Origin of the sequence: Xanthomonas sp. NCPPB 2586, assembly GCF_041475775.2 — a bacterium.
Classification (GTDB): Bacteria; Pseudomonadota; Gammaproteobacteria; order Xanthomonadales; family Xanthomonadaceae; genus Xanthomonas; species Xanthomonas campestris.
In genome coordinates, this window is record NZ_CM192981.1 from 4,879,258 (window position 1) to 4,898,982 (window position 19,725).

The window sequence follows — 19,725 nt, forward strand, 5'->3', positions numbered from 1 at the left end:
TGAAACAACGCATTACACGCGCCACGCCAGCGACTGCCGGTAGGCGCCTGACCCCTGGGAGGGGGACGCCATGAAGACCTACCGTACTGTCTCGACCTTGCCGGCGCGCAGCCTGCTGGGCTGCGCGCTCGCCGTTTCGCTGCTGGCCACCACCCCGGCCATGGCGCAGTCCAGCAATGCCACGTTGCGTGGGCAGGTGTTGGCAGGCCAGGCCGGAACCACGGTCACCGCCACCAACGTCGCCAGCGGCGCAGTGCGGCGCGCGACCACCGGTGCCGACGGCAGCTACGCGCTGGTGGGTCTGCCACCGGGCACCTACAAGGTCGACGCCGGCCCCGGCACCGAACAGACCGTCACCTTGTCGGTGGCCTCGTCGGTGAGCCTGGATCTGGGCGGCAGTGGCGCCAGTGCCGCGGCGCCTGCCGGCGATGCCACCACGCTGGACGCGGTGCAGGTCACCGCCACCACGCTGCAGGAGGTCAAGACCTCCGAGGTGGGCACCAACATCTCGCTGAAGCAGATCAACACCGTGCCGCAGCTGACGCGCAACTTCCTGGAGTTTGCCGACACCGTGCCGGGCATGCAGTTCGAGACCGATGCCAACGGCAACAGCCGTATCCGCGGCGGCGCGCAGGCCAGCTCGGCGGTCAACGTCTATATCGACGGCGTGGGCCAGAAGAGCTATCTGTTCGGCGGCGTGTCCGGTCAGCAGCAGAGCGCCGGCAACCCGTTCCCGCAGTTGGCCATCGGCGAATACAAGGTCATTACCTCCAACTACAAGGCCGAGTTCGACCAGGTCGGGTCGGCGGCGATCGTGGCGTCCACCAAGTCCGGTGGCAACGAATTCCACGGCGAGATCTTCGGGCGCACCACCAACACCGATTTCCGCGCGCGCCAGGCCGACGAACGTGCCGGTGCGCCCAATGCCGATGGCAACAAGCGCCAGACCCACCAGGACGAGTACGGCATGGCCTTCAGCGGGCCGATCGTCAAGGACAAGGCGCACTTCTTCCTCAGCTACGAGGGCAAGGGCTTCGAGGTCTCGGCCAATCCGGTGTCGGTGCCCGACAACTTCAGCAGCCTGCGCGACGACTTGCCGGCCGGCGTGCAGAGCCGCCTGGGCTCGGTCACCCGTCCGTTCAACGAAGACCTGTACTTCGGCAAGATCGACTGGGACATCGGCGCCAACGATCGCCTGGAACTCACCGCCAAGTACCGCGATGAAGAAAGCCGCGACAGCGTGGGCGATCGCAACACCGCCATCGCCGCCAAGATCAACCTCAACACCGAAGAACGCTACGACCTGCGCTGGCAGCATTTCGGCGAGAACTACGTCAACGAAGCACGCGTGTCGTACGAAGACGTGCTGTTCAACCCGACGGCCTACACCATCGGCAGCCAGAGCGTGTACACCCGCGCCATTGCCGAAGACGACGTGCTGATCAACGACGACGCCACCAGCGGCCTGGCGATCCAGCGCAAGGGACAAAAAGGCCCGAGCTTCCAGAACGACCTCACCCTCAACAACATCGAGTGGCACGGCAACCACGTGATCAAGATGGGCGTGAAGTACAAGGAAGTGGAGCTGACCCAGAGCGAAAACTCCGCGGCCAACCCGTCGTTCTACTACGCCGTCAATGATGGCGCAGGCACCGCGCCCATTCCCTACCAGGTGCGCTTCAATCTGCCGTTTGCCGGCGCCACGCCGTCGGTGACCACCACCAGCAAGCAGCTGGGCCTGTACCTGCAGGACGATTGGGACGTCAACGACAAGTTGCAGTTGAACATCGGCGTGCGCTGGGACGGCGAAAAGATTCCGTCCTACCTGGACAACGTGACCCCGCCGGAAGTGATCGCCGCATTGAACGGCCCCGGCACCGACCCGGCGGTCAGCGCCACCTATGCCGAACAACTGGCCAAGGGTGGAGTGAACATCAACGACTACATCAGCAACGGCCGTAATCGCAAACAGGACAACAACAACTTCGCGCCGCGCCTGGGCTTCTCCTACGACTTCCGTGGTGACGAATCGCTGGTGCTGTTCGGCGGTGCCGGGCGCAGCTACGACCGCAACCTGTTCGACATCATGGGCCTGGAACAGGTCAAGTCGGCGCTGTCGCAGTACACCATCCGCTTTGTCGAATCCTCCGGCTGCACACCGGCGGCCGGTACCTGCACCAACTTCAATCCGGCCTTTCTCAGCAACCCGGACAGCCTGGGCGGGCTGGTCGATGCGCGCGTGCGCAACGGCGAGATCGACCTGCTCAACAACGATCTGAAAACACCGTATTCGGACCAGTATTCGATCGGCCTGCGCACCCGCGTGGGCGACTGGAGCAACTCGGCCACCGTGTCCTACATCCACAGCAAGGACGGTTTGATCCTCACGTTGGGTAATCGCTATCCCAATGGCGATTTCTTCCAGGCCGGTGCACAGCCGTGGACCCAGCCGCCGCCGGGATTCGGCAACCTGATCATCGGCAACAACGGTGTGGAGACCAAGACCGCGCAGTTGCTGCTGTCCACTGACAAGGCCTACACCAAGGAAAGCGGCTGGGGCCTGACAGCGGCCTATACGTTCTCGCGCGCACGCGGCAACCGCGGCAATGACGATCAATACGGCTTCGATGCCGCCACGATCGCCAACTACCCGTTCCTGGATCTGAATTCGGTGCCGCGCCACCGCCTGGTGGTCACCGGCATCTACGACTTGTTCTGGGGCATCAGTGCCTCGGCCAAGTTGACGCTGGCCACGGTGCCGCCGCGCAACCAGGCGGTGTCGTACGACCTCTACGGCGGCCCGCCATCGGACAACATCCGCATCGTGTCGGTGGACGCACCCGGCGGCAAGTTCCTGGCCGGAGGCGACATTTTCGGCACCCGCCAGCTGGACCTGTCGCTGTCCAAGGACATGCACATCACCGATACGGTGACGGTGCAGGTGCGCGGCGATCTGATCAATGCGCTGAACTTCCGCAACTACGATCAGTACAGCATCGATTGGGGAAACAACGGTGTATACAACCCACGCGCGAGCATCAACCAGTACGGCGCGATGACCACCCCGCCCCGCACCTTGTTCATGAGCGCCCGCATCATCTGGTAACTGCTTGAGCAGCCGTTCGACCACGCTGTCGAACGGCTGCTGCTATCGCTACCGGAGTTCCGCTCTTTATTCCCGTGCATGGTCAGCGCTTCGTTCCGGACTGGTAACGGTTACTGGTCCATCGCTGTCGGTGCACCGACGCGCTCGCTGTGCAGCACGCCTCGATTCCGGCGCTGCGTGCGCAGCCCGTTTTTAAGTGTTTTTGCCTTCTTTTATCTGCAATGCCTGTTGTTTGTTGCTGTTGCCGCTGTTCCCGTGTCACTCACATCAAAGTACCAACCTCGACGCGCCAGTCACTCCACTGGTTCGCGCTTTACCCCTGGGAGGGGGAAAGTCATGAAGACTCACCGCACCGTCTCCACCCTGCCGGCGCGCAGCCTGTTGTGCTGCGCCCTGGCCGCCTCGTTGTTTGCCACCACCCCGGCCATGGCCCAGTCCAGCAACGCCACGTTGCGCGGCCAGGTCGCCTCCGCGCAGAGCGGCAGCGAAGTCGTCGTCACCAATGTCGCCACCGGCTCGGTGCGACGCGCGCCGGTCAATGCGAACGGCAACTACACCATCGTCGGTTTGCAGCCGGGCACCTACAAGGTGGAATCCAACGGCATCAGCCGCACGGTGACCTTGTCGGTGGCCTCCAGTGCCACCGTCGATCTGGGTAACGAGACGGCGGCCGCGCCGGCCGGCGATGCGACCACACTAGACACGGTGACGGTCAGCGCGCCGATGATTCGTGACGTCAAGACCTCGGAAGTGGGTAATACGGTTTCGCTGCGGCAGATTCAGCAGTTGCCGCAGGCCACGCGCAACTTCCTGGAGTTCGCCGACACTGTGCCGGGCATGGTGTTCACCATCGACCAGGACGGCAACACCAAGTTGCGCGGCGGTGCTTCCAACGCCAGTTCCAGCAATTTGTATATCGACGGTGTGAGCCAGAAAAGCTACGTCTCCGGTGGCGGTATTGCCGGCCAGGACGAGACCCAGGGCAATCCGTTCCCGCAGCTCGCCATCGGCGAGTACAAGGTGATCACGTCGAACTACAAGGCCGAGTACGGCCAGATCAGTGGTGCGGCCATCACCGCAGCCACCAAGTCCGGCACCAATGAGTTCCATGGCGAGGCGTTCTATCGCTTCACCAATCAGGATCTACGTGAGAGGCGCCCGGACGAAGAAGACGCCAAGGTCGATTCACAGACCAAGGAATACGGCTTTGCCATCGGCGGCCCGTTGATCCAGGACCGGATGCATTTCTTCTTTGCCTACGAAGGCAAGGACAACGTGGCGCCCAAGAGCGTGCAGCCGAGTGCCGAGGCCTCGCCGTTCATTGGCCTGCTGCCGTCCAATCTTCGCGATCAGTACGGCGCGTCCAACATGCCGTTCACCGAAGACCTGTACTTCGGCAAGATCGACTTCGAGCCGACCGATAACGATCGCATCGAACTGGCAACGCAGTACCGTGACGAAACCCAGGTCAGTAATGTCGGCGGCCAGAACGCGCCGGACCGCGCGGTGGACAAGATCAACAAGGACAAGCGCACCAGCCTGCGCTGGCAGCACAGTGCCGACAGCTGGTTCAACGAAGCCATCCTCACCACCGAGGATTCGCGCAATGTGCCGACGCCGCGCGGTGTCGGCAACGGCTCGATCTACACCTACATTGATCGCACGCAGGCCGATCCGCGTCAGTGGGTATTCCTCAACACCGGTGCTGCCAGTGGCGAAGACTTCAAGCTGCGTAGCCAGAAGGGCTGGTCGTTCCAGAACGACCTAACCTTCAATGCGCTGGAGTGGCATGGCGAGCACACCATCAAGACCGGCGTGACCTATCGCGACATCAAGTTGACCTCGCGCGAGTCCAGTTCGCTCAACCCGCAGTTCAGCTATGAAGTCGGCCAGAACGGTGTTGCGCCGGTTCCCTTCCAAGTGCGCTATATCCGTGCATTCGACAATCCCGGTCAGGTGCCGGTGGTCGAGTCGCCGTCCAAGCAGTACGGCATCTACCTGCAGGACGACTGGGCGGTGAACGACAAGCTGATGCTCAACATCGGCGTGCGTTACGACTACGAAGACACCCCGGCTTACACCGACTTCGTGACCTCGCAGCCGTTCATCAACGCGCTGTATTCGGACGACCCCGACAACCCGGGTCAGCCGTGGGCCAACCGCCTGCTGCCCAGCGGCATCAACGTGGCCGATTACATCAGCACCGGCAACAACCGCAAGAACTTCAAGGACGCCTGGGCACCACGCTTCGGCTTCTCCTATGACTTCTTCGGCGATGAGAGCGCGGTGCTGCATGGCGGCGCCGGTCGCTCTTACGATCGCAACCTGTTCGAGCAGCTCGCACTGGAATCGGTCAAGGCTGCGCTGTCGCCGGTGGTGGTGTACTTCAGCGATGCTGCCAGCGGACAGGGCTGCTTCCGCGACGACCGTGCGTGCACGGCATGGAATCCGGCGTATTTCACCGGTATTGATCAGCTCAATACGATCGATGGCACCAGTGACAGCTCCGAGCTTTTCATGTTCAAGAACAAGCTCAAGACTCCGTACAGCGATCAGTACAGCATCGGTATCAGCAACCAGGTCGGCGACTGGTTGACCGACGTAACCTTCCAGCGCGTGCTGGCCTATGACGGTCTGGTGATGAGCCTGGTCAACCGCTACCCGAATGGTGCGTACTTCGACGCCACCGGCAGCGTGCCCTGGGGCGAGCCGGTGCCGGGCTACCGCAATACGATCCTGGGCTACAACGGCCTGGAGCAGCGCAGCAGCCAGGTGTTGCTGTCGGCCGAAAAGCCCTACACCAAGGAATCGGGTTGGGGCTTGAACCTGTCCTACACCCATACCAGCGCGCGCCAGAACCGCACGATCGACGAGCCATTTGCTTTCGACAAGGCGACCATTCGCGACTACCCGTTCGTGAAGTCGGATGCCGTGTCGGCGCATCGTTTCGTTGCGTCCGGCTCGATCGATGGCCCGTGGGGCGTCACCTTCGGTGCCAAGCTGGTGCTGGCCACGCCAGAACCGATCAACACGATCGCCTGCTATGGCTTTACCGATCCGGATGGCGGCACCTGCCAGGCCGTGGGCGTGACCCCGCCGGGCAATGGCAAGTTCCTGCTGGGTGGCAAGATCTGGGGATATCGCACCGTCGATCTGCAGGCGAACAAGGAGTTCACCGTCGTGGGCGACTTCAAGCTCAACGCACGTATCAACGTGCTGAATGCCTTCAACTTCAAAAACTTCACCCAATACCAGTACAACAGCTTCGGTAGCGACGGACGCTTGCAGCCTGATATCACCGTGGTCGACAACGGCGAGATCAGCTATGTGCCGCGCAGTGTCGTCCTGGAAGTGGGTGCAAAGTTCTGATGCAGTGCACATCCATGTGCACGCTGTCGGCGTGTGCATGATCCGAACGGGGCCGCTTGGCCCCGTTTGCCTATCCGCGGTTTCCTCTTTCGTGCAGGATCGAACGCATCATGATCCCCGCTCCACTGCGCAACATCGTCATCGTCGGCGGCGGAACCGCCGGCTGGATGGCGGCCGCCGCGTTCGCCCGCGTGCTTGGCCCCAGCTTCAATGTGCAGCTGATCGAATCCGAGCAGCTCGGCACCATTGGCGTCGGCGAAGCCACCGTGCCGCACATCAAGGCGTTCAATAATCTGCTCGGCATCGATGAAGCCGAGTTCGTGCGCCAGACCCAGGGCAGCTTCAAGCTCGGCATCGAGTTCGTCGACTGGCAACGGCCAGGCACCTCGTATATCCACGGCTTCGGCACCCAGATCGGCCATCCGCTCGGGCTGCTGCCGTTTCATCAGTACTGGATCAAGCAACAGCTGCGCGGCAAGGCGCAGCCACTGGGCGCCTACACGCTCAATACCGTTGCCGCCACACGCGGCAAGTTCATGACCTCCGCCGGCGATGTGCCAGCCAATTCGCCGCTGGCCAACATCGCCTACGCGTATCACTTCGATGCCAGCCAGTACGCGCGCTTTCTGCGCGGCTACGCCGAGCAGCGCGGGGTCACGCGTCTTGAGGGCTTGATCGAACAGGTGCAGCTGGATGCGCACACCGGCAACGTGCAATCGGTGCAACTGGCCTCCGGGCATGTGGTCAGTGGCGACTTGTTTATCGACTGCTCCGGCTTCCGCGGCCTGTTGATCGAAGAGGCGCTGCACACCGGCTACCACGACTTCACCCATTGGCTGCCGTGTGACCGCGCACTGGCCGTGCCCTGCGAAAAGGTCGGCCCGCCCACGCCCTACACGCGCTCCACCGCGCGCGCCGCCGGCTGGCAATGGCGCATTCCGTTGCAGCACCGCACCGGCAATGGCTACGTGTATTCGAGTGCACACGTCAGCGACGACGAAGCCGCCGCCACGCTGCTGGCCAATCTGGATGGCACACCGCTGGCCGACCCGCGCCCGCTGCGTTTCACCACCGGGCGACGCAAGCAGTTCTGGAACCGCAATGTCGTGGCGTTGGGCTTGGCCAGCGGCTTTCTGGAGCCGCTGGAATCGACCAGCATCCATCTGATCCAGTCCGGCATTTCCAAGCTGCTGGAGCTGTTCCCACGCGAGGGCATCAGCCCGGTGCTGGTGCAGCGCTACAACGACCGGCTGGCCTTCGAGTTCGACCGCATCCGCGATTTTCTGGTGCTGCACTACCACGCCACCGAACGCGACGACAGCGCGTTCTGGCGCCACTGCCGCACGATGCCGATCACCACGGAGCTGCAGACCACGCTGGACCTGTTCCGCGACAGCGGGCGCTTCTACCGCAATGCCGAAGAGATGTTTGCCGAAATCAGCTGGGTGCAGGTGATGGTGGGCCAGGGCATCCTGCCGCAAGGCTATCACCCGCTGGTGGACCAGGTGCCGGACACCGACGCCGAAGGCTTCCTGGCCAGCGTGGCGCAGACCATCAGCCATTGCGTGGACGTCATGCCGACCCACCAGCAGTTCATCGACCGCTATTGCCGCGCTGATCCAATGCGGTGAGTGCGCGGTGGCAAACCTGGCCCAGACAAGGCCAGCGTTGCCGCCGCGAGGGGGTTCACGCTGCGCCCGCCGCGGCGTGGAGCAAGGTAATGGGGATCACCGCGTGGTGCGGCCAACCGGCATGGGGCGGCTGGGCGTTGCCGCCCAGCGGCGCGCGGTGACGGGCGGTGGGCGGTGGGCGGTGGGCGGTGGGTCAGTGCGTGCCTTCCGGGTTGCGATGCCGTTACGCGCGCCGCCGATGTCGATGACACGGCGTGGTGCGCCCACAGCAGCTCCGGTCCGTGCGGGCTTGAGATCATCTCGAAGCTCCCGCGCCCGGCATGGCTTGCCGCCAGCGAGCAGCGCCGGCGTGGACGCGTCCCAAGCGCGATGACTTGGGCGGCAGTTCCCACGTGGCCTGGCTTGATCGCTGGCGGCCGCCCGGCCACCGGTCAAAAAAAAGGATCGGGCACAAGGCCCGATCCCTTCAAAAACCGGGACAAGCCCGGTGGACAATGCGTGGCACAACTTCCGACTGACATCGGACGCCGGCATCGTACGTCGACTTTAACGTTAAAGCAACACTTTAAAGATGGCCGCCTAACTAGTTGATTTTGTTGGGCATCGAATGTGCCGCGCGGCAGCCTCAATCCCGGTGCGGCACCACGGCCGCGTGGATTTCGGCCTGGATGGCGGCGGCGGCAGCGGCGGGGTCGTTGGCCAGGCGGATCGGGCGGCCGACCACGATCGCATCGGCGCCATCGGCGAAGGCCTGCGCCACGCCCACTGTGCGCTGCTGGTCGTCGCCGACCGGGCCGCCGGTGCGGATACCGGGGCAGACGATGGAAAAGGCCGGGCCGGTGGCACGGCGGATCATGCCCGCTTCCTGGCCGGAGGCGATGACGCCGTCGATGCCGGCGGCCTGGGCGGCCAGCGCGCGCTCCACCACCACGTCGACCGGCTCGCGGTCGATGCCCATCGCGGCCAGGTCCGGCCGGCCCATCGAGGTCAGCACGGTCACTGCCAGCAGGCGCATGTCGCCCTGGTTGGCCGCAGCGGCGGCTTCGAGCATGCCGGCGTGCCAGCCGTGCACGGTGCAATAGCTCACCGGCCATTGCGCCAGGCGGCGAATGGTGCCGGCGACGGTGGCGGGAATGTCGAAGAACTTCAGGTCGACGAACACGCGCTTGTTGCGCTTGGCCAGCGCATCGAGCACGTGGAAGTACTCGCCCGACGCCAGCAATTCCATGCCGATCTTGTAGAACGCCACCGACTCGCCCAAACGGTCCACCCAGGCGATGGCCTCGTCATGGCCGGGCACATCCAGCGCAAAAATCAGCCGCTCGTGCGCGGCCAGCGGTAACGGGGGACGGTTCATCGTGCGAGCTCCAGTGCGGCGCGCTTGGCGTCGTGGCGGGTCTGCCAGGGTTGCGAATAATCGTTGTTGAACTGGGCCGGCTCCCAGCCACCGTAGCTGGGGTTGGGCAGCATCCACCAGCGCTCGCCGAACCAGTCGTGGTACTGCTGCAACAGCGCGCCGCGGGCAGTGCCGGTGTTGGCGGTGACCTGCACGAAGTCGCCGAGCTGGTCGCCGAACTGCATCAGCACGCGGTACTTCTCGCCAGCCAGGCGGCGGCGGCAATTCTTCTCGCTGCCATTCTGCTCGCAGCCGGGCACCACCGTGCCCAGGCCCAGGAAGACGCTGTCATCGGCCACCGGCAGCCCGGCGCTGCGCAGGTTGGCCAGGGTGGCGTCCTTGAGGTGCACGGCGCGGTTGGAGATGTAGATCAGGGTGATGCCGCGGGCGTTGGCCGCCTTGGCGAAATCGACCACGCCCGGGATCGGCTTGGCCTTCTTTTCGGCCACCCACTGGTCCCAGCTCAGTTCGTCGTATTCCTTGCCATCGCGCACCAGGCGCGCCTGGTACGGCGAGTTGTCCAGCACGGTCTCGTCCACATCCAGCACCACCGCCGGCTTCAGTCCGGTGGCGGCATTGCCGCGTTCTTCGGGCACCAGCGCGTCCCAGTTGGACTGCTTGAGCGCAGCGTCGAGGGTCTCGGCTGCGGCGCGGTAGGTTTGCTCGGCCACGGCGCGGTATTCCTCCGAACGCTGCATCCACAGCACCGCATTGAGGTTGTCATCGCCGGCGGGCGCGCCGGCTGTTGCCGCCGGCTTGGCCGCAGCAGCGCTGGCGGCGGCATTGGCAGACACGGCAGCGGCTTGCGCGCGCTGCGCCGTCTCTTCATGAGTGGGCTTGCAGGCCGACAGCGCCAGCACGGCGCAGGCAAGCAGGGACATCGGTGCGTGAAGCGAGGGGCGCATGGCATCCACCAGGACAGGAACGGCAATGAAGCGCGCAATTTTAGCCGGTTCGCGTGGTGGCGCCCTGCTCCGCGGCTGCAGCGTGCGCGCCGCCCCTCATGTCTGGTGGGTCTTGCGGCGTGCACGCGGCGAGGCGGTTTCTCGCTTTCAACCACGGTGCGCCTGGTTGGCATGCGGCCCGCAGCGTGCGCAAGCCTTCTGCCGTCTCCTGCCATCCATCTGCACGTAGACGCTGCGGGCCGCACGGACAGCGGCGGCTGACGCAACCACGACGCACCGTACAGCCATGCAAGGCGGCAGCGTCGCGGCGAACGATGCGCAAAACGCCGGCACGGGATCGGCATATCCTTGCGGGCTGATCGCCCAGGAGTCGCCGCATGACAGAGACATTGCCCACGCCCGTTCTCGATACCGCCCAGGCCCGCGTGCTCGGCTGCCTGATCGAGAAGGAAGCGACCACACCGGACGCCTACCCGCTCACCGTCAACGCCGCCCAGGTGGCCGCCAACCAGAAGACCGCGCGCGAGCCGGTGCTCACCCTGCAGACTGGCGTGGTGCATCACGCGCTGCGCCAGCTGGAAACCCTGGGCCTGGTGCGCCAGCAGTTTTCCTCGCGGGCCGAGCGCTACGAACACAGGCTGGGCAGCGCACTGGACCTGACCCGGCAACAGGTCGCGGTCATCGGCCTGCTGCTGTTGCGTGGCCCGCAGACGCTGGGCGAACTGTTTGCGCGCAGCGAGCGGCTGGCCCGCTTCAACGACAGCGACGATGTGCGCCATCACCTGGAACGGCTGATCCAGCGGGGCCTGGCCGTGCAGCTGCCGCGCGCCAGTGGCCAGCGCGAAGACCGCTACGCGCATCTGCTCAGCGGCGAGCTGGACCTTGAGGCGCTGCAGGCCGCCGCCGCACGTGCGGCGCCGAGCGCCCGCAGCGGCGCCGACAGCAGCGAGCTGGAAGCCCGCGTGCTCAGCCTGGAAACCACCGTGGCCGAGCTGCAGGACGCGCTGAGCGCGCTACAGGCACGCCTGGATGCGGCTGGCGCCTGAGGAGAGTGCAGGTCGCGCGTGGCCGGTTTTGTGGCGGCCTCGGAGCGAGACGCCGCTTAGCCGGCAACAGATCGGCTGAAGTGCAGCCCTGGCCGTTTGCAGGCCCGCCTGCCACCTAAGGGTAACTGGCGGCTTTGGGCACATGCGCACCAGCCCGCAGCAGGGCAGCCAAACTGCTTGCCGCACTCCAGCCGGCACGCGCGATGGAGTACCAGCGGGGCGCTATGGCAGCGCCGTCACAAACCGCTACCCGCGGAACACGCCCTCAAGTCGGCGTATCCACCTCGTCCCAGGCTGCATCTTCGAAATGCAGCAGCCAGTTGAGCGCGTAGTGCCGCTCGTAGACCACGCCGGGCACGACGCCGGCCGGCACCGGCTGCTTGGACTGCCCGGCCTGGCGCACTGCCCAGTGCAGGCGCAGGTGCCGGTCCAGCGCATCCAGCAGCTCCGGCAGCGGGCGCAACGCCAGCGCCGGCGGCGTGTGCGCCTCGGCGTGCTCCAGCGCGCGCCGGGCCACGCCCGGCACATCGCACAGATCGGTTGGCAGCGGCAGCGTGTCGGTCATGCCCGCCGCCCATTGCAGCGTCGCCAGGCTTTCGTAGCGCCAGCCGAAGTTGGCCAGCTGCTGCGGATCCGGCTGCGCCTGCTCGAAAAATTCCAGTTCCTGCGGTGACAGCGCGGCCGCCAGGCCCGGCAGCCGCGCGCCCATTTCGGCAAGCGACGGCGGTGGATCGCCTGCGGCCAGGATCTCTGCACGCAGCGCCACCGCAAACAGCGCGCGCATGCGCTCGGCCACGGCTGTGGCATCGCGCACCCGGGCTTCGGCCTCGCCGGGCACCGGTGGCAGGCTGGGCGGCACGCGGATCCCCAGCACGGCCAACTGATCCTGCTGCCGCGCGCGGCGCTCCAGCGCGTCCGGCGGATACGGCACCTGCGCATCGTCATCGAGCGGCGGCTCGCCCTGGCTCAGCAGCACGTGCCCGTGCGGGTCGCGCACGCTGCCATCGGCCAGGAAGCACACCGCGTTGGCCTGCTCGGCCCACGTGGCCAACGCACCGAAGGCAGCATCGTCCACCTCGAAGGTGAACTGCTGGCGCACCCGCTGCACGTGGCGCATCAGGTGATAGCGCGCCTGCGTCATCTGGCCATCGCCGGCCTGGCTCACATAGCCGACAAACCCGTGCAGATGGTTGGTCAACTCCGGGTCGGTGTGGTCGCGGTGCTGCACCGCAGCCTGCGGCAGAAAATCCGGCCACACGGGATCGCGCAGCGTGGAATAGGCATTGACCAACAACGGCATGACGCGTCCTTTTGGCGGCAAGACAGGCCGGCAGCGTGCCGCAGGCCAGCTCAGCTGTCCACGCCAGGGCCAAGATCGATCACGTAATACAGCACTTCATCGGTGCCCAGACTCAGCACCCGCAGCCCCTGCCGCTGCAGCCCGAGTTGTTCCAGCGCACGAATCGAATCGCTGTTGTCGGGCGACACGATCGCGCACAGCTGCGGCAGCCGCAGCACATCGCGCGCATACCGCAGCACGGCATGCCCGGCCTCGCGCACATAGCCCTTGCCGCGATAATCCGGCAGCAGCGCAAAGCCGATATGCGGCACCGGCAAGGTGTCGCGGCACAACAACCCCAGCGTGCCTGCGAAGGCGCCTTCGTCACGCGTTTCAACCGCCCAGTGCGCGAACCCGTGGCGCTCCTGATGCGCCTGCGCCCACTCGCGCAGGTGCGCGCGCGCCTGCTCGCGGGTCCGCACACCACGATCGTTGATGCCGGCGATGAAGGCGGGGTCGTTGACCAACGCCAGCATCGCGTCGGCGTCGCGTTCGGCATCAAGCGTCCGCAAGCGCAGGCGCGGGGTTTCGATCACCACGGTCACGGTGTGCTCCGACATCAGGAACACCCAGCCTGCCGTGCAGATGCCTCACCGGCAAGCCTGTGCGGGCGCAGCGTGGTGGGTGGCAGGCGTTTGCATGCAAGGCAAAACCGGCTGGCGATAAGCATCAACAAATGCCACACGACAATTGCTGCACACCTCGGTCCACTCGTTGCAGTTGGCACGCATAGCACCGCGATCGCGTGCTATGCGCACGACCGAGAGTGCCTGCATCGTTGCCATGGTTGAGAACGCGTACGCCGCAGCACGCATGCGACCACATGCTGCGGGATTCCAGACGCCTGCAGCACGCGCAAACACCGCGCATCAGCTCGCTGATTGAAACCCTAGGGGCTCATCGTGCAAGCGATGCGCATCGGCGCCGACCAGCGCCTTACCGCCCCTCACACGCACGTGTTGTCAGCGTGCGTTAGTCGAACAACGCCTGGATCGCCGCCAGCCCCGCATTGGCGCGCTCCTTCTTGCGTTCGGCATCGGCCACCGGGTCGGCGCCGTCGCGTTGCAGTTCGGCCGCCGGAATCTCGTCGAAGAACCTGCTCGGCTTCAGTCGCACATGCTCGCCGAACTTGCGCGTCAACTTGCTGTAGCTCATCCACAACTGCTGCTTGGCGCGGGTGATGCCCACGTACAACAGGCGCCGCTCTTCCTGCAGGTTGCCTTCTTCCAGGCTGACCTCGTGCGGCAGCACGCCGTCCTCGCAGCCAACGATGAACACGTAGCGGAATTCCAGGCCCTTGGACGCATGCATGGTCATCATGCGCACCTGGTTGCCGCCGTCGTCCTTGTCGTTGCGCGACAGCAACGCCAACTGCGCCGCAAGATCGCTGGCGCTGGCGCCACGCGGGCCGCCTTCGAACCATTCGGCCAGCTCGTCGAGGTTGCGCTTGCGGCGCTGGAACCCGGCTTCGTCCTTGGACTGATTGCGCAGGTCGTTGAGCAGGCCGGACTTGTCGGCCAAGGTGCGCACCAATTCGCCGGCCGGCAGCGTGGCCGAATGCTCGCGCATATCGCGCAGGATGTCGGTAAATGCGCTCAGGCCGTTGGCCGCACGCGGCGGCAAGTGCTGCAGCGCGCCCATCGATTCGGCCGCGCGCGACATCGGCACCGACTTGGCACTGGCCAGTTCTGCCAGGCGCGCGAGCGAGGTCGCCCCCACTTCGCGCTTGGGCGACTGCACCGCACGCAGGAATGCCGCGTCATCGTCCGGGTTGACGATCAACCGCAGCCACGACAGCAGGTCCTTGACCTCCTGCCGCTCCAAGAATGCGGTGCCGCCGGTGAGGTGGTACGGCACACGCAGCAACTGCAGCGCCTTTTCCAGTGGCCGCGACTGGAAGTTGCCACGGAACAGGATGCAGAAATCGCTCCACGGCACCTGCTTGGCCGTGCCCAGGAACGAAATCTCGGCGGCGACCTTTTCTGCTTCGTGCTCGCTGTCGCGGCACTCCCACACGCGGATGCGCTCACCGTCCGCCTGGTCGCTCCACAGGGTCTTCAAATGCTCGTGCGGGTTGTGCGCGATCAAGGCATTGGCCGCACGCAGCACGCGGTTGGAGCAGCGGTAGTTCTGCTCCAGCTTGATGATTTCCAGCGCCGGGTAGTCGCGCCCCATCTGCTGCAGGTTTTCCGGGTTGGCGCCACGCCAGGCGTAGATGCTCTGGTCGTCGTCGCCCACGCAGGTAAAGTTGCCGCGCGGCCCGGCCAGCATCTTCAGGAGCCGGTACTGCGCATCGTTGGTGTCCTGGCACTCGTCGACCAGCAGATAGCCGATGCGTTCGCGCCAGCCCATCACGATCTCTTCGTTGGCCTCCAGGATCTGCACCGGCAGGCGGATCAGGTCGTCGAAGTCCACCGCGTTGAAGGTGGTCAGCCGCGCCTGGTAGCGCTCATACAGGCTGGCTGCTTCCTTCTCGCGGTTGCTGCGCGCCGCGGCCATCGCCTGCTCGGGCGACATGCCGGCGTTCTTGGCCCGCGAAATCAGGTTCTTGGCGTCCTCGATCGCATCGGGCTTGGCGCCATGCATCAGGTCCTTGATCTGCGCGGCCGCATCGTCGGAATCGAAGATCGAAAACCCGCGCTTCAGCCCGGCCACAGCATGCTCGATCTGCAGGAACTTCAACCCCAGCGCGTGGAAGGTGCAGATGGTCAGCCCGTCGGCCCCGTCGCCACGGATACGCTTGGCCACACGCTCTCGCATTTCCTTGGCCGACTTGTTGGTGAAGGTGATCGCGGCGATGCGCTTGGCCGGATAACGGCCGATGGCGATCAAATGCGCGATCTTCTCCACGATCACGCGCGTCTTGCCGCTGCCGGCACCGGCCAGCACCAACAGGGGACCTTCGCAGTGCAGGACGGCAGCGCTTTGCGGGGGATTGAGACCGTGCATAGGGACTTCCAACAGAGCGGGCCATTGTACCGACGCGGCTGCGGGCGGTCCGCCGCGGCCGGTTCATGCACCTGCACGGCGCCCTGCGCACCTGACCCGGCAGCCGCTGGCTTGGCCCGGTAAAATCCCCCGATGGCCAAGCTCTATTTCTACTACTCGGCAATGAATGCCGGGAAGACCACCACCTTGCTGCAGTCGGCGCACAACTACCGCGAGCGGGGCATGCGCACGTCCATCCTCACGCCCAAGCTCGATCACCGCGCCGGCAGCGGCGTGGTCGCCTCGCGCATCGGCTTGCGCGCCGATGGGCAGACCTTCGACCGCCAGACCGAGTTGCTGCAGTTGATCGAGCGCGACATTGCCGCGCACGGCCCGCTGCACTGCGTGCTGGTCGATGAGGCGCAGTTCCTCAGCCGGGCGCAGGTCTGGCAGCTGAGCGAGGTAGTCGACCGCCTGCGCATCCCGGTGCTCTGCTACGGGTTGCGGACCGATTTCCGCGGCGAGCTGTTCGAAGGCAGCCAGTTCCTGCTGGCCTGGGCCGATGAGCTGGAAGAGATCAAGACCATTTGCCACAGCGGCAGCAAGGCCACCATGACCGTGCGCGTGGACGCGCAGGGGCATGCGGTGCAGGACGGCCCGCAGGTGGAGATCGGCGGCAACGAGCGCTATGTCTCGGTCAGCCGCGCCGAGTTCAAGAAGATCATGCGTGGCGAAGGCCGGATCGACCCGCTGCAGATCGCATTGCCGTTGCCGCCGGCGTAAGTCGCGCTTCGCCACGACGCGCACGCCGGCGGGGTGCCGAGAGTCGTGGTGCGTTGTACAGGGACACGAGGTCTGCAACCTTGCTGGCGGCGATCGCCTTTCCACGCTGCCGCTGGCCGATGCAGGCGCGCGTGCAGGCTCCACACCGCAGCATCGGTAGCTGCCAACAGCAGGCGACATACCGCCGTCTCCGCGCGTTATACCAATCGTCAGACCACCACACGCGATTGCGCCGGCAACGCCGCGCCCTCACAACCGGACGCAACCGGGCTCCTGTAAACTGCGTGCATCACGGTCCGGGAAGAAACGCATGGGTCAGCTTCCTCCCGAATTGCACGCCGATGTCGCGCGTGTTGGCCGGCTGTCGTCGGTCCCCGATGTGCTGACCATCCTCACCCGCCTCACCGGCATGCGCTTTGCCGCGGTTGCCCGGGTCACCGATGCGCGCTGGGTCACCTGCCAGGTGCAGGACACGCTCGCCTTCGGTCTGCAGCCCGGCGACGAACTGCCGCTGGCCACCACGTTCTGCGATGGCGTGCGCCTGCGTAACCAGGCGGTGTCGTTTGGCCATGCCTCGCAGCACCCGGTCTACCGCGACCATCCCTCGCCCAAGTTGTATGGCTTCGAGAGCTATGTGTCGGTGCCGATCCGTCTCGACGACGGCAGCGTGTTCGGCACCTTGTGCGCGCTGGATCCGGAGCCGCGCGTGATGGATGCGCCGCTGGTGGAGAAGATCGAACTGCTCGCGCAATTGCTGGGCGCGCAGATCCAGGCCGAACTCCGCGCCGAACAGAGCGCGCTGGAATCGCGGCAAGCCCGCAGCGAACTCGGACGGGTCGGCGCCTCGGCGCGGCTGCGCGAAGAGTTCATCGGCATCCTCGGCCACGACCTGCGCAACCCGCTGCAATCGATGCATGCGGTGGTGGACATGCTGTCCATCGACCAACTCAGCCAGCGCCAGGGCGGCGCCATCCGCTCGCTACAGCGCAGCCTGCGGCGCATGGAAGAGTTGATCGACTTCGCCAGCGATTTCGCCCGCGGCATCGAACGCGACTGGCTGCAGCTGGACTATGGCAACGGCAGCGACCTGCTCGATGCGCTCTCGCAGGTGGTGGACGAAACCCGCGCCGCCTATCCCAACCAGGTGCTTTCCGCGCATGTGGCCATCGACGAACCGGTGCATGGCGATGCCATCCGGCTGGCGCAGATGTTCGGCAGCCTGATGATCAACGCAGTGGTGCAAGGCCAGCAGAGCTCGCTGATCAAGGCCATCGCAGTTACCGAACAGGGCCGGCTGCGCATCGAAGTCTGCAACCTGGACGGCATCGAACCACGCCGGCTGGACGTCCTGCACGCCTCCACGCATGTGCATACCGCCGGGCGTGCCCTGCCCGAGGTCGACCTGGGCCTGCACATGGCCGCACAGATCGCGCAGGCCCATCAGGGCGAGCTGCGCATCACCAGCGGCAAGGACGGCACCTGCTTCCACGTGGAGCTGGCCTGCCAGCGCCCACGTGCACGGATGCAGCTGGTCGACAACCGCTCGACCCCGGCCTAGGCACGGCCAGGTCCGGGCAACGCAGGTCAGTAGATCTTGCGTTCGCTCGCCGGCGGCGGCGTCCACTGGTACAGCCAGGTTTCGGTCAACGGCTTACCGTTGGCGCGCAGGAACAGACGGATGTCGATCTGCTGGGTGCCCTCATCCGGCGGCACCAGGTCGAACATCGCCCGGTAGCCCTTGAGCTCATGCAGCGGCCGCGCCGAGACGATCTCGGTGGTGCCGCGCGACACCTGCAGCACCGCTTCGACCTTGGCCTTGGGGTCCTTTGCAAGCGCAGCCAGTTCACCGCCAGCAAAATCCACCGCAAAGCGCCAGGAGAAATGGCTGCGTTTCTGGCCCACGATGCCGCCCAGCCCGGTGCGCGTGGCCACGCAATGCGCCAGCGGCGAACTGGCCGGCGGGTGCGCACCCCAGTACAAGCGGTACCCCATCAATAGTTCCTGCCCCGGCTGCGGCTTGGCCTGCGGGTTCCAGAACGCCACGATGTTGTCGAAGGTCTCGTCCACGGTGGGGATCTCCACCAACTGCACCGAGCCCTTGCCCCAGCCGCTCTTGGGCTCCACCCACAGGCACGGGCGCTTCTCGTAGAACACGCCGTCGTCCTGGTAATGATCGAAATTGCGATCGCGCTGCAGCAAGCCAAAGCCGCGCGGGTTCTCGTCCACGAACATGTTGAAACGCAGGTGCGGCGGATTGCATAGCGGCCGCCAGATCCACTCGCCGCCGCCGGTCCACATCGCCAGGCCATCGGTATCGTGGATTTCTGGGCGCCAGTCCCAGTCCATGCGGCGGTCGTTCTCGCCGGTCTGGTACATGCTCGTGCACGGGCCGATGCCCAGCCGCTCGATCGCCTTGCGCGGATACAACGCACTGTCGATATCCATCACCAGTACCTCGCCATTGGTGATGGCAAAGCGGTACGCGCCGGACACGCTGGGCGAATCCAGCAAGCCGTAGACCACCACCGTGTCCGAATCGTCGGCCGGCTGTTCCAGGTAATAGGCGATGAAATCGGGAAATTCTTCCGGCCCACCGGTGCCGGTATCGATCGCCAGCCCGCGCGCCGATTGCCCGTACTGGCCTTCCTTGCCTACCGCACGGAAGTAGCTCGCCCCCAGGAACGCGGAGAAATCGCGGTCGGTATCCTTGCGTGTGTTGAGCCGGAAGCCGGCAAACCCCAGGTCCTTGGGCAGCTGTTTGCCACCGAGGCCACTGCGGCCGTAATCGAACGCCGCCGGGTCGTACGCCAGCTGCTGCGCCTTGCCATCGACGATGTCGTAGATGTGCACCGGCGTGTGGAAGTACAGGCCGAGATGGAAGAACTTCGCCTGGAACTTGCCATTGCCGTCGGCCCACAATGCGTGATCTTGGCGGTAGCGGATCGACTGGTACTGATCCCAGTTCAAGGATTCCAGCGGGCCAGGCAGCACCTGCTTGTGGCTTTTGTAGGGCGCCTTGGCCAATGCACGCGCCTGGCCCTTGAGCCACGCATAGTCGAACGGCTGCGGCTGGCCCAGGCGACGCAGCCCCACTGCCTTGGCAGCCAGCGCCCACGGCGGCAGCGCCGGCAAACCGAGCGCAGCCAGGGCGGCGGCGGCATTCTTCAGGAAGTGGCGTCGTTGCATGCGCTGGATCTGATCGGTGGTGTGGGCTACATCATA

At 65.4% G+C, this 19,725-nt stretch carries 12 protein-coding genes; 6 read left to right on the forward strand and 6 right to left on the reverse strand.

Translation table 11 applies throughout. The features are described 5' to 3' along the window. Window positions 1–70: 70 nt before the first annotated feature. The 3 genes from ACCQ09_RS21415 to ACCQ09_RS21425 all read left to right on the forward strand — a co-directional run bounded on the left by ACCQ09_RS21415 (window position 71) and on the right by ACCQ09_RS21425 (window position 8,106). Complete coding sequence (locus ACCQ09_RS21415) at window positions 71–3,106, forward strand: TonB-dependent receptor (RefSeq protein ID WP_040942120.1); 3,036 nt, start codon at window positions 71–73, stop codon at window positions 3,104–3,106. Between the two features lie 336 nt (window positions 3,107–3,442). After that, on the forward strand, window positions 3,443–6,475 hold the full coding sequence (locus tag ACCQ09_RS21420; protein ID WP_040942121.1) for a TonB-dependent receptor: 3,033 nt from the start codon (window positions 3,443–3,445) through the stop codon (window positions 6,473–6,475). Between the two features lie 110 nt (window positions 6,476–6,585). Next, window positions 6,586–8,106, forward strand: coding sequence for a tryptophan halogenase family protein (locus tag ACCQ09_RS21425; protein ID WP_040942122.1), 1,521 nt, complete (start codon window positions 6,586–6,588; stop codon window positions 8,104–8,106). Window positions 8,107–8,731: 625 nt separating this feature from the next. Here the strand turns inward: ACCQ09_RS21425 and pyrF are convergent. Then, entirely contained in the window at window positions 8,732–9,463 is a 732-nt protein-coding gene (pyrF, locus tag ACCQ09_RS21430; protein WP_040942123.1) for an orotidine-5'-phosphate decarboxylase, read from the reverse strand. Then, window positions 9,460–10,416, reverse strand: a complete 957-nt coding sequence (locus tag ACCQ09_RS21435; protein ID WP_040942124.1) for a 5'-nucleotidase, lipoprotein e(P4) family — start codon at window positions 10,414–10,416, stop codon at window positions 9,460–9,462. Before ACCQ09_RS21435 ends, pyrF begins: the two co-directional genes overlap by 4 nt. Before the next feature lie 368 nt (window positions 10,417–10,784). On the opposite strand from ACCQ09_RS21435, the gene ACCQ09_RS21440 reads away from it, so the two are divergent. Next, on the forward strand, window positions 10,785–11,453 hold the full coding sequence (locus ACCQ09_RS21440; protein ID WP_040942125.1) for a YceH family protein: 669 nt from the start codon (window positions 10,785–10,787) through the stop codon (window positions 11,451–11,453). A 265-nt stretch (window positions 11,454–11,718) separates the two neighbouring features. Here the strand turns inward: ACCQ09_RS21440 and ACCQ09_RS21445 are convergent, their stop codons facing one another. The 3 genes from ACCQ09_RS21445 to rep form a co-directional block, all read right to left on the reverse strand. Next, a complete protein-coding gene (locus ACCQ09_RS21445) occupies window positions 11,719–12,753 on the reverse strand; it encodes a DUF4272 domain-containing protein (RefSeq protein WP_040942126.1) in 1,035 nt (344 codons plus the stop codon). A 50-nt stretch (window positions 12,754–12,803) separates the two neighbouring features. Beyond that, a complete protein-coding gene (locus ACCQ09_RS21450; protein WP_040942421.1) occupies window positions 12,804–13,352 on the reverse strand; it encodes a GNAT family N-acetyltransferase in 549 nt (182 codons plus the stop codon). Between the two features lie 412 nt (window positions 13,353–13,764). After that, the gene (gene rep / locus ACCQ09_RS21455; RefSeq protein ID WP_040942127.1) at window positions 13,765–15,741 is read right to left on the reverse strand and encodes a DNA helicase Rep; all 1,977 of its coding nucleotides are present in this window, start codon (window positions 15,739–15,741) and stop codon (window positions 13,765–13,767) included. A gap of 132 nt (window positions 15,742–15,873) precedes the next feature. Between rep and ACCQ09_RS21460 the strand changes: the two genes are divergently transcribed. Further along, on the forward strand, window positions 15,874–16,503 hold the full coding sequence (locus tag ACCQ09_RS21460) for a thymidine kinase (RefSeq protein ID WP_012439677.1): 630 nt from the start codon (window positions 15,874–15,876) through the stop codon (window positions 16,501–16,503). A 310-nt stretch (window positions 16,504–16,813) separates the two neighbouring features. Beyond that, window positions 16,814–18,061 (forward strand): GAF domain-containing sensor histidine kinase, encoded by a 1,248-nt coding sequence (locus ACCQ09_RS21465; protein WP_011270100.1) that lies wholly within the window; start codon window positions 16,814–16,816, stop codon window positions 18,059–18,061. Window positions 18,062–18,087: 26 nt separating this feature from the next. Here ACCQ09_RS21465 and ACCQ09_RS21470 read toward each other — a convergent pair whose 3' ends face one another. Continuing rightward, window positions 18,088–19,689 carry an OpgD/OpgG family glucan biosynthesis protein gene (locus tag ACCQ09_RS21470; RefSeq protein ID WP_011039214.1) on the reverse strand — a complete coding sequence of 534 codons (1,602 nt, stop codon included), beginning with the start codon at window positions 19,687–19,689 and terminating at the stop codon, window positions 18,088–18,090. Between the last annotated feature and the right edge of the window lie 36 nt (window positions 19,690–19,725).

What these genes read in the sequence shown, in the direction of transcription:
- ACCQ09_RS21415 (WP_040942120.1), top strand. Translation starts at nt 71, where the DNA reads ATGAAGACCTACCGTACTGTCTCGACCTTGCCGGCGCGCAGCCTGCTG.
- ACCQ09_RS21420 (WP_040942121.1), top strand. Translation starts at nt 3,443, where the DNA reads ATGAAGACTCACCGCACCGTCTCCACCCTGCCGGCGCGCAGCCTGTTG.
- ACCQ09_RS21425 (WP_040942122.1), top strand. Translation starts at nt 6,586, where the DNA reads ATGATCCCCGCTCCACTGCGCAACATCGTCATCGTCGGCGGCGGAACC.
- pyrF (WP_040942123.1), bottom strand. Translation starts at nt 9,463, where the DNA reads ATGAACCGTCCCCCGTTACCGCTGGCCGCGCACGAGCGGCTGATTTTT.
- ACCQ09_RS21440 (WP_040942125.1), top strand. Translation starts at nt 10,785, where the DNA reads ATGACAGAGACATTGCCCACGCCCGTTCTCGATACCGCCCAGGCCCGC.
- ACCQ09_RS21445 (WP_040942126.1), bottom strand. Translation starts at nt 12,753, where the DNA reads ATGCCGTTGTTGGTCAATGCCTATTCCACGCTGCGCGATCCCGTGTGG.
- ACCQ09_RS21450 (WP_040942421.1), bottom strand. Translation starts at nt 13,352, where the DNA reads ATGTCGGAGCACACCGTGACCGTGGTGATCGAAACCCCGCGCCTGCGC.
- rep (WP_040942127.1), bottom strand. Translation starts at nt 15,741, where the DNA reads ATGCACGGTCTCAATCCCCCGCAAAGCGCTGCCGTCCTGCACTGCGAA.
- ACCQ09_RS21460 (WP_012439677.1), top strand. Translation starts at nt 15,874, where the DNA reads ATGGCCAAGCTCTATTTCTACTACTCGGCAATGAATGCCGGGAAGACC.
- ACCQ09_RS21465 (WP_011270100.1), top strand. Translation starts at nt 16,814, where the DNA reads ATGGGTCAGCTTCCTCCCGAATTGCACGCCGATGTCGCGCGTGTTGGC.
- ACCQ09_RS21470 (WP_011039214.1), bottom strand. Translation starts at nt 19,689, where the DNA reads ATGCAACGACGCCACTTCCTGAAGAATGCCGCCGCCGCCCTGGCTGCG.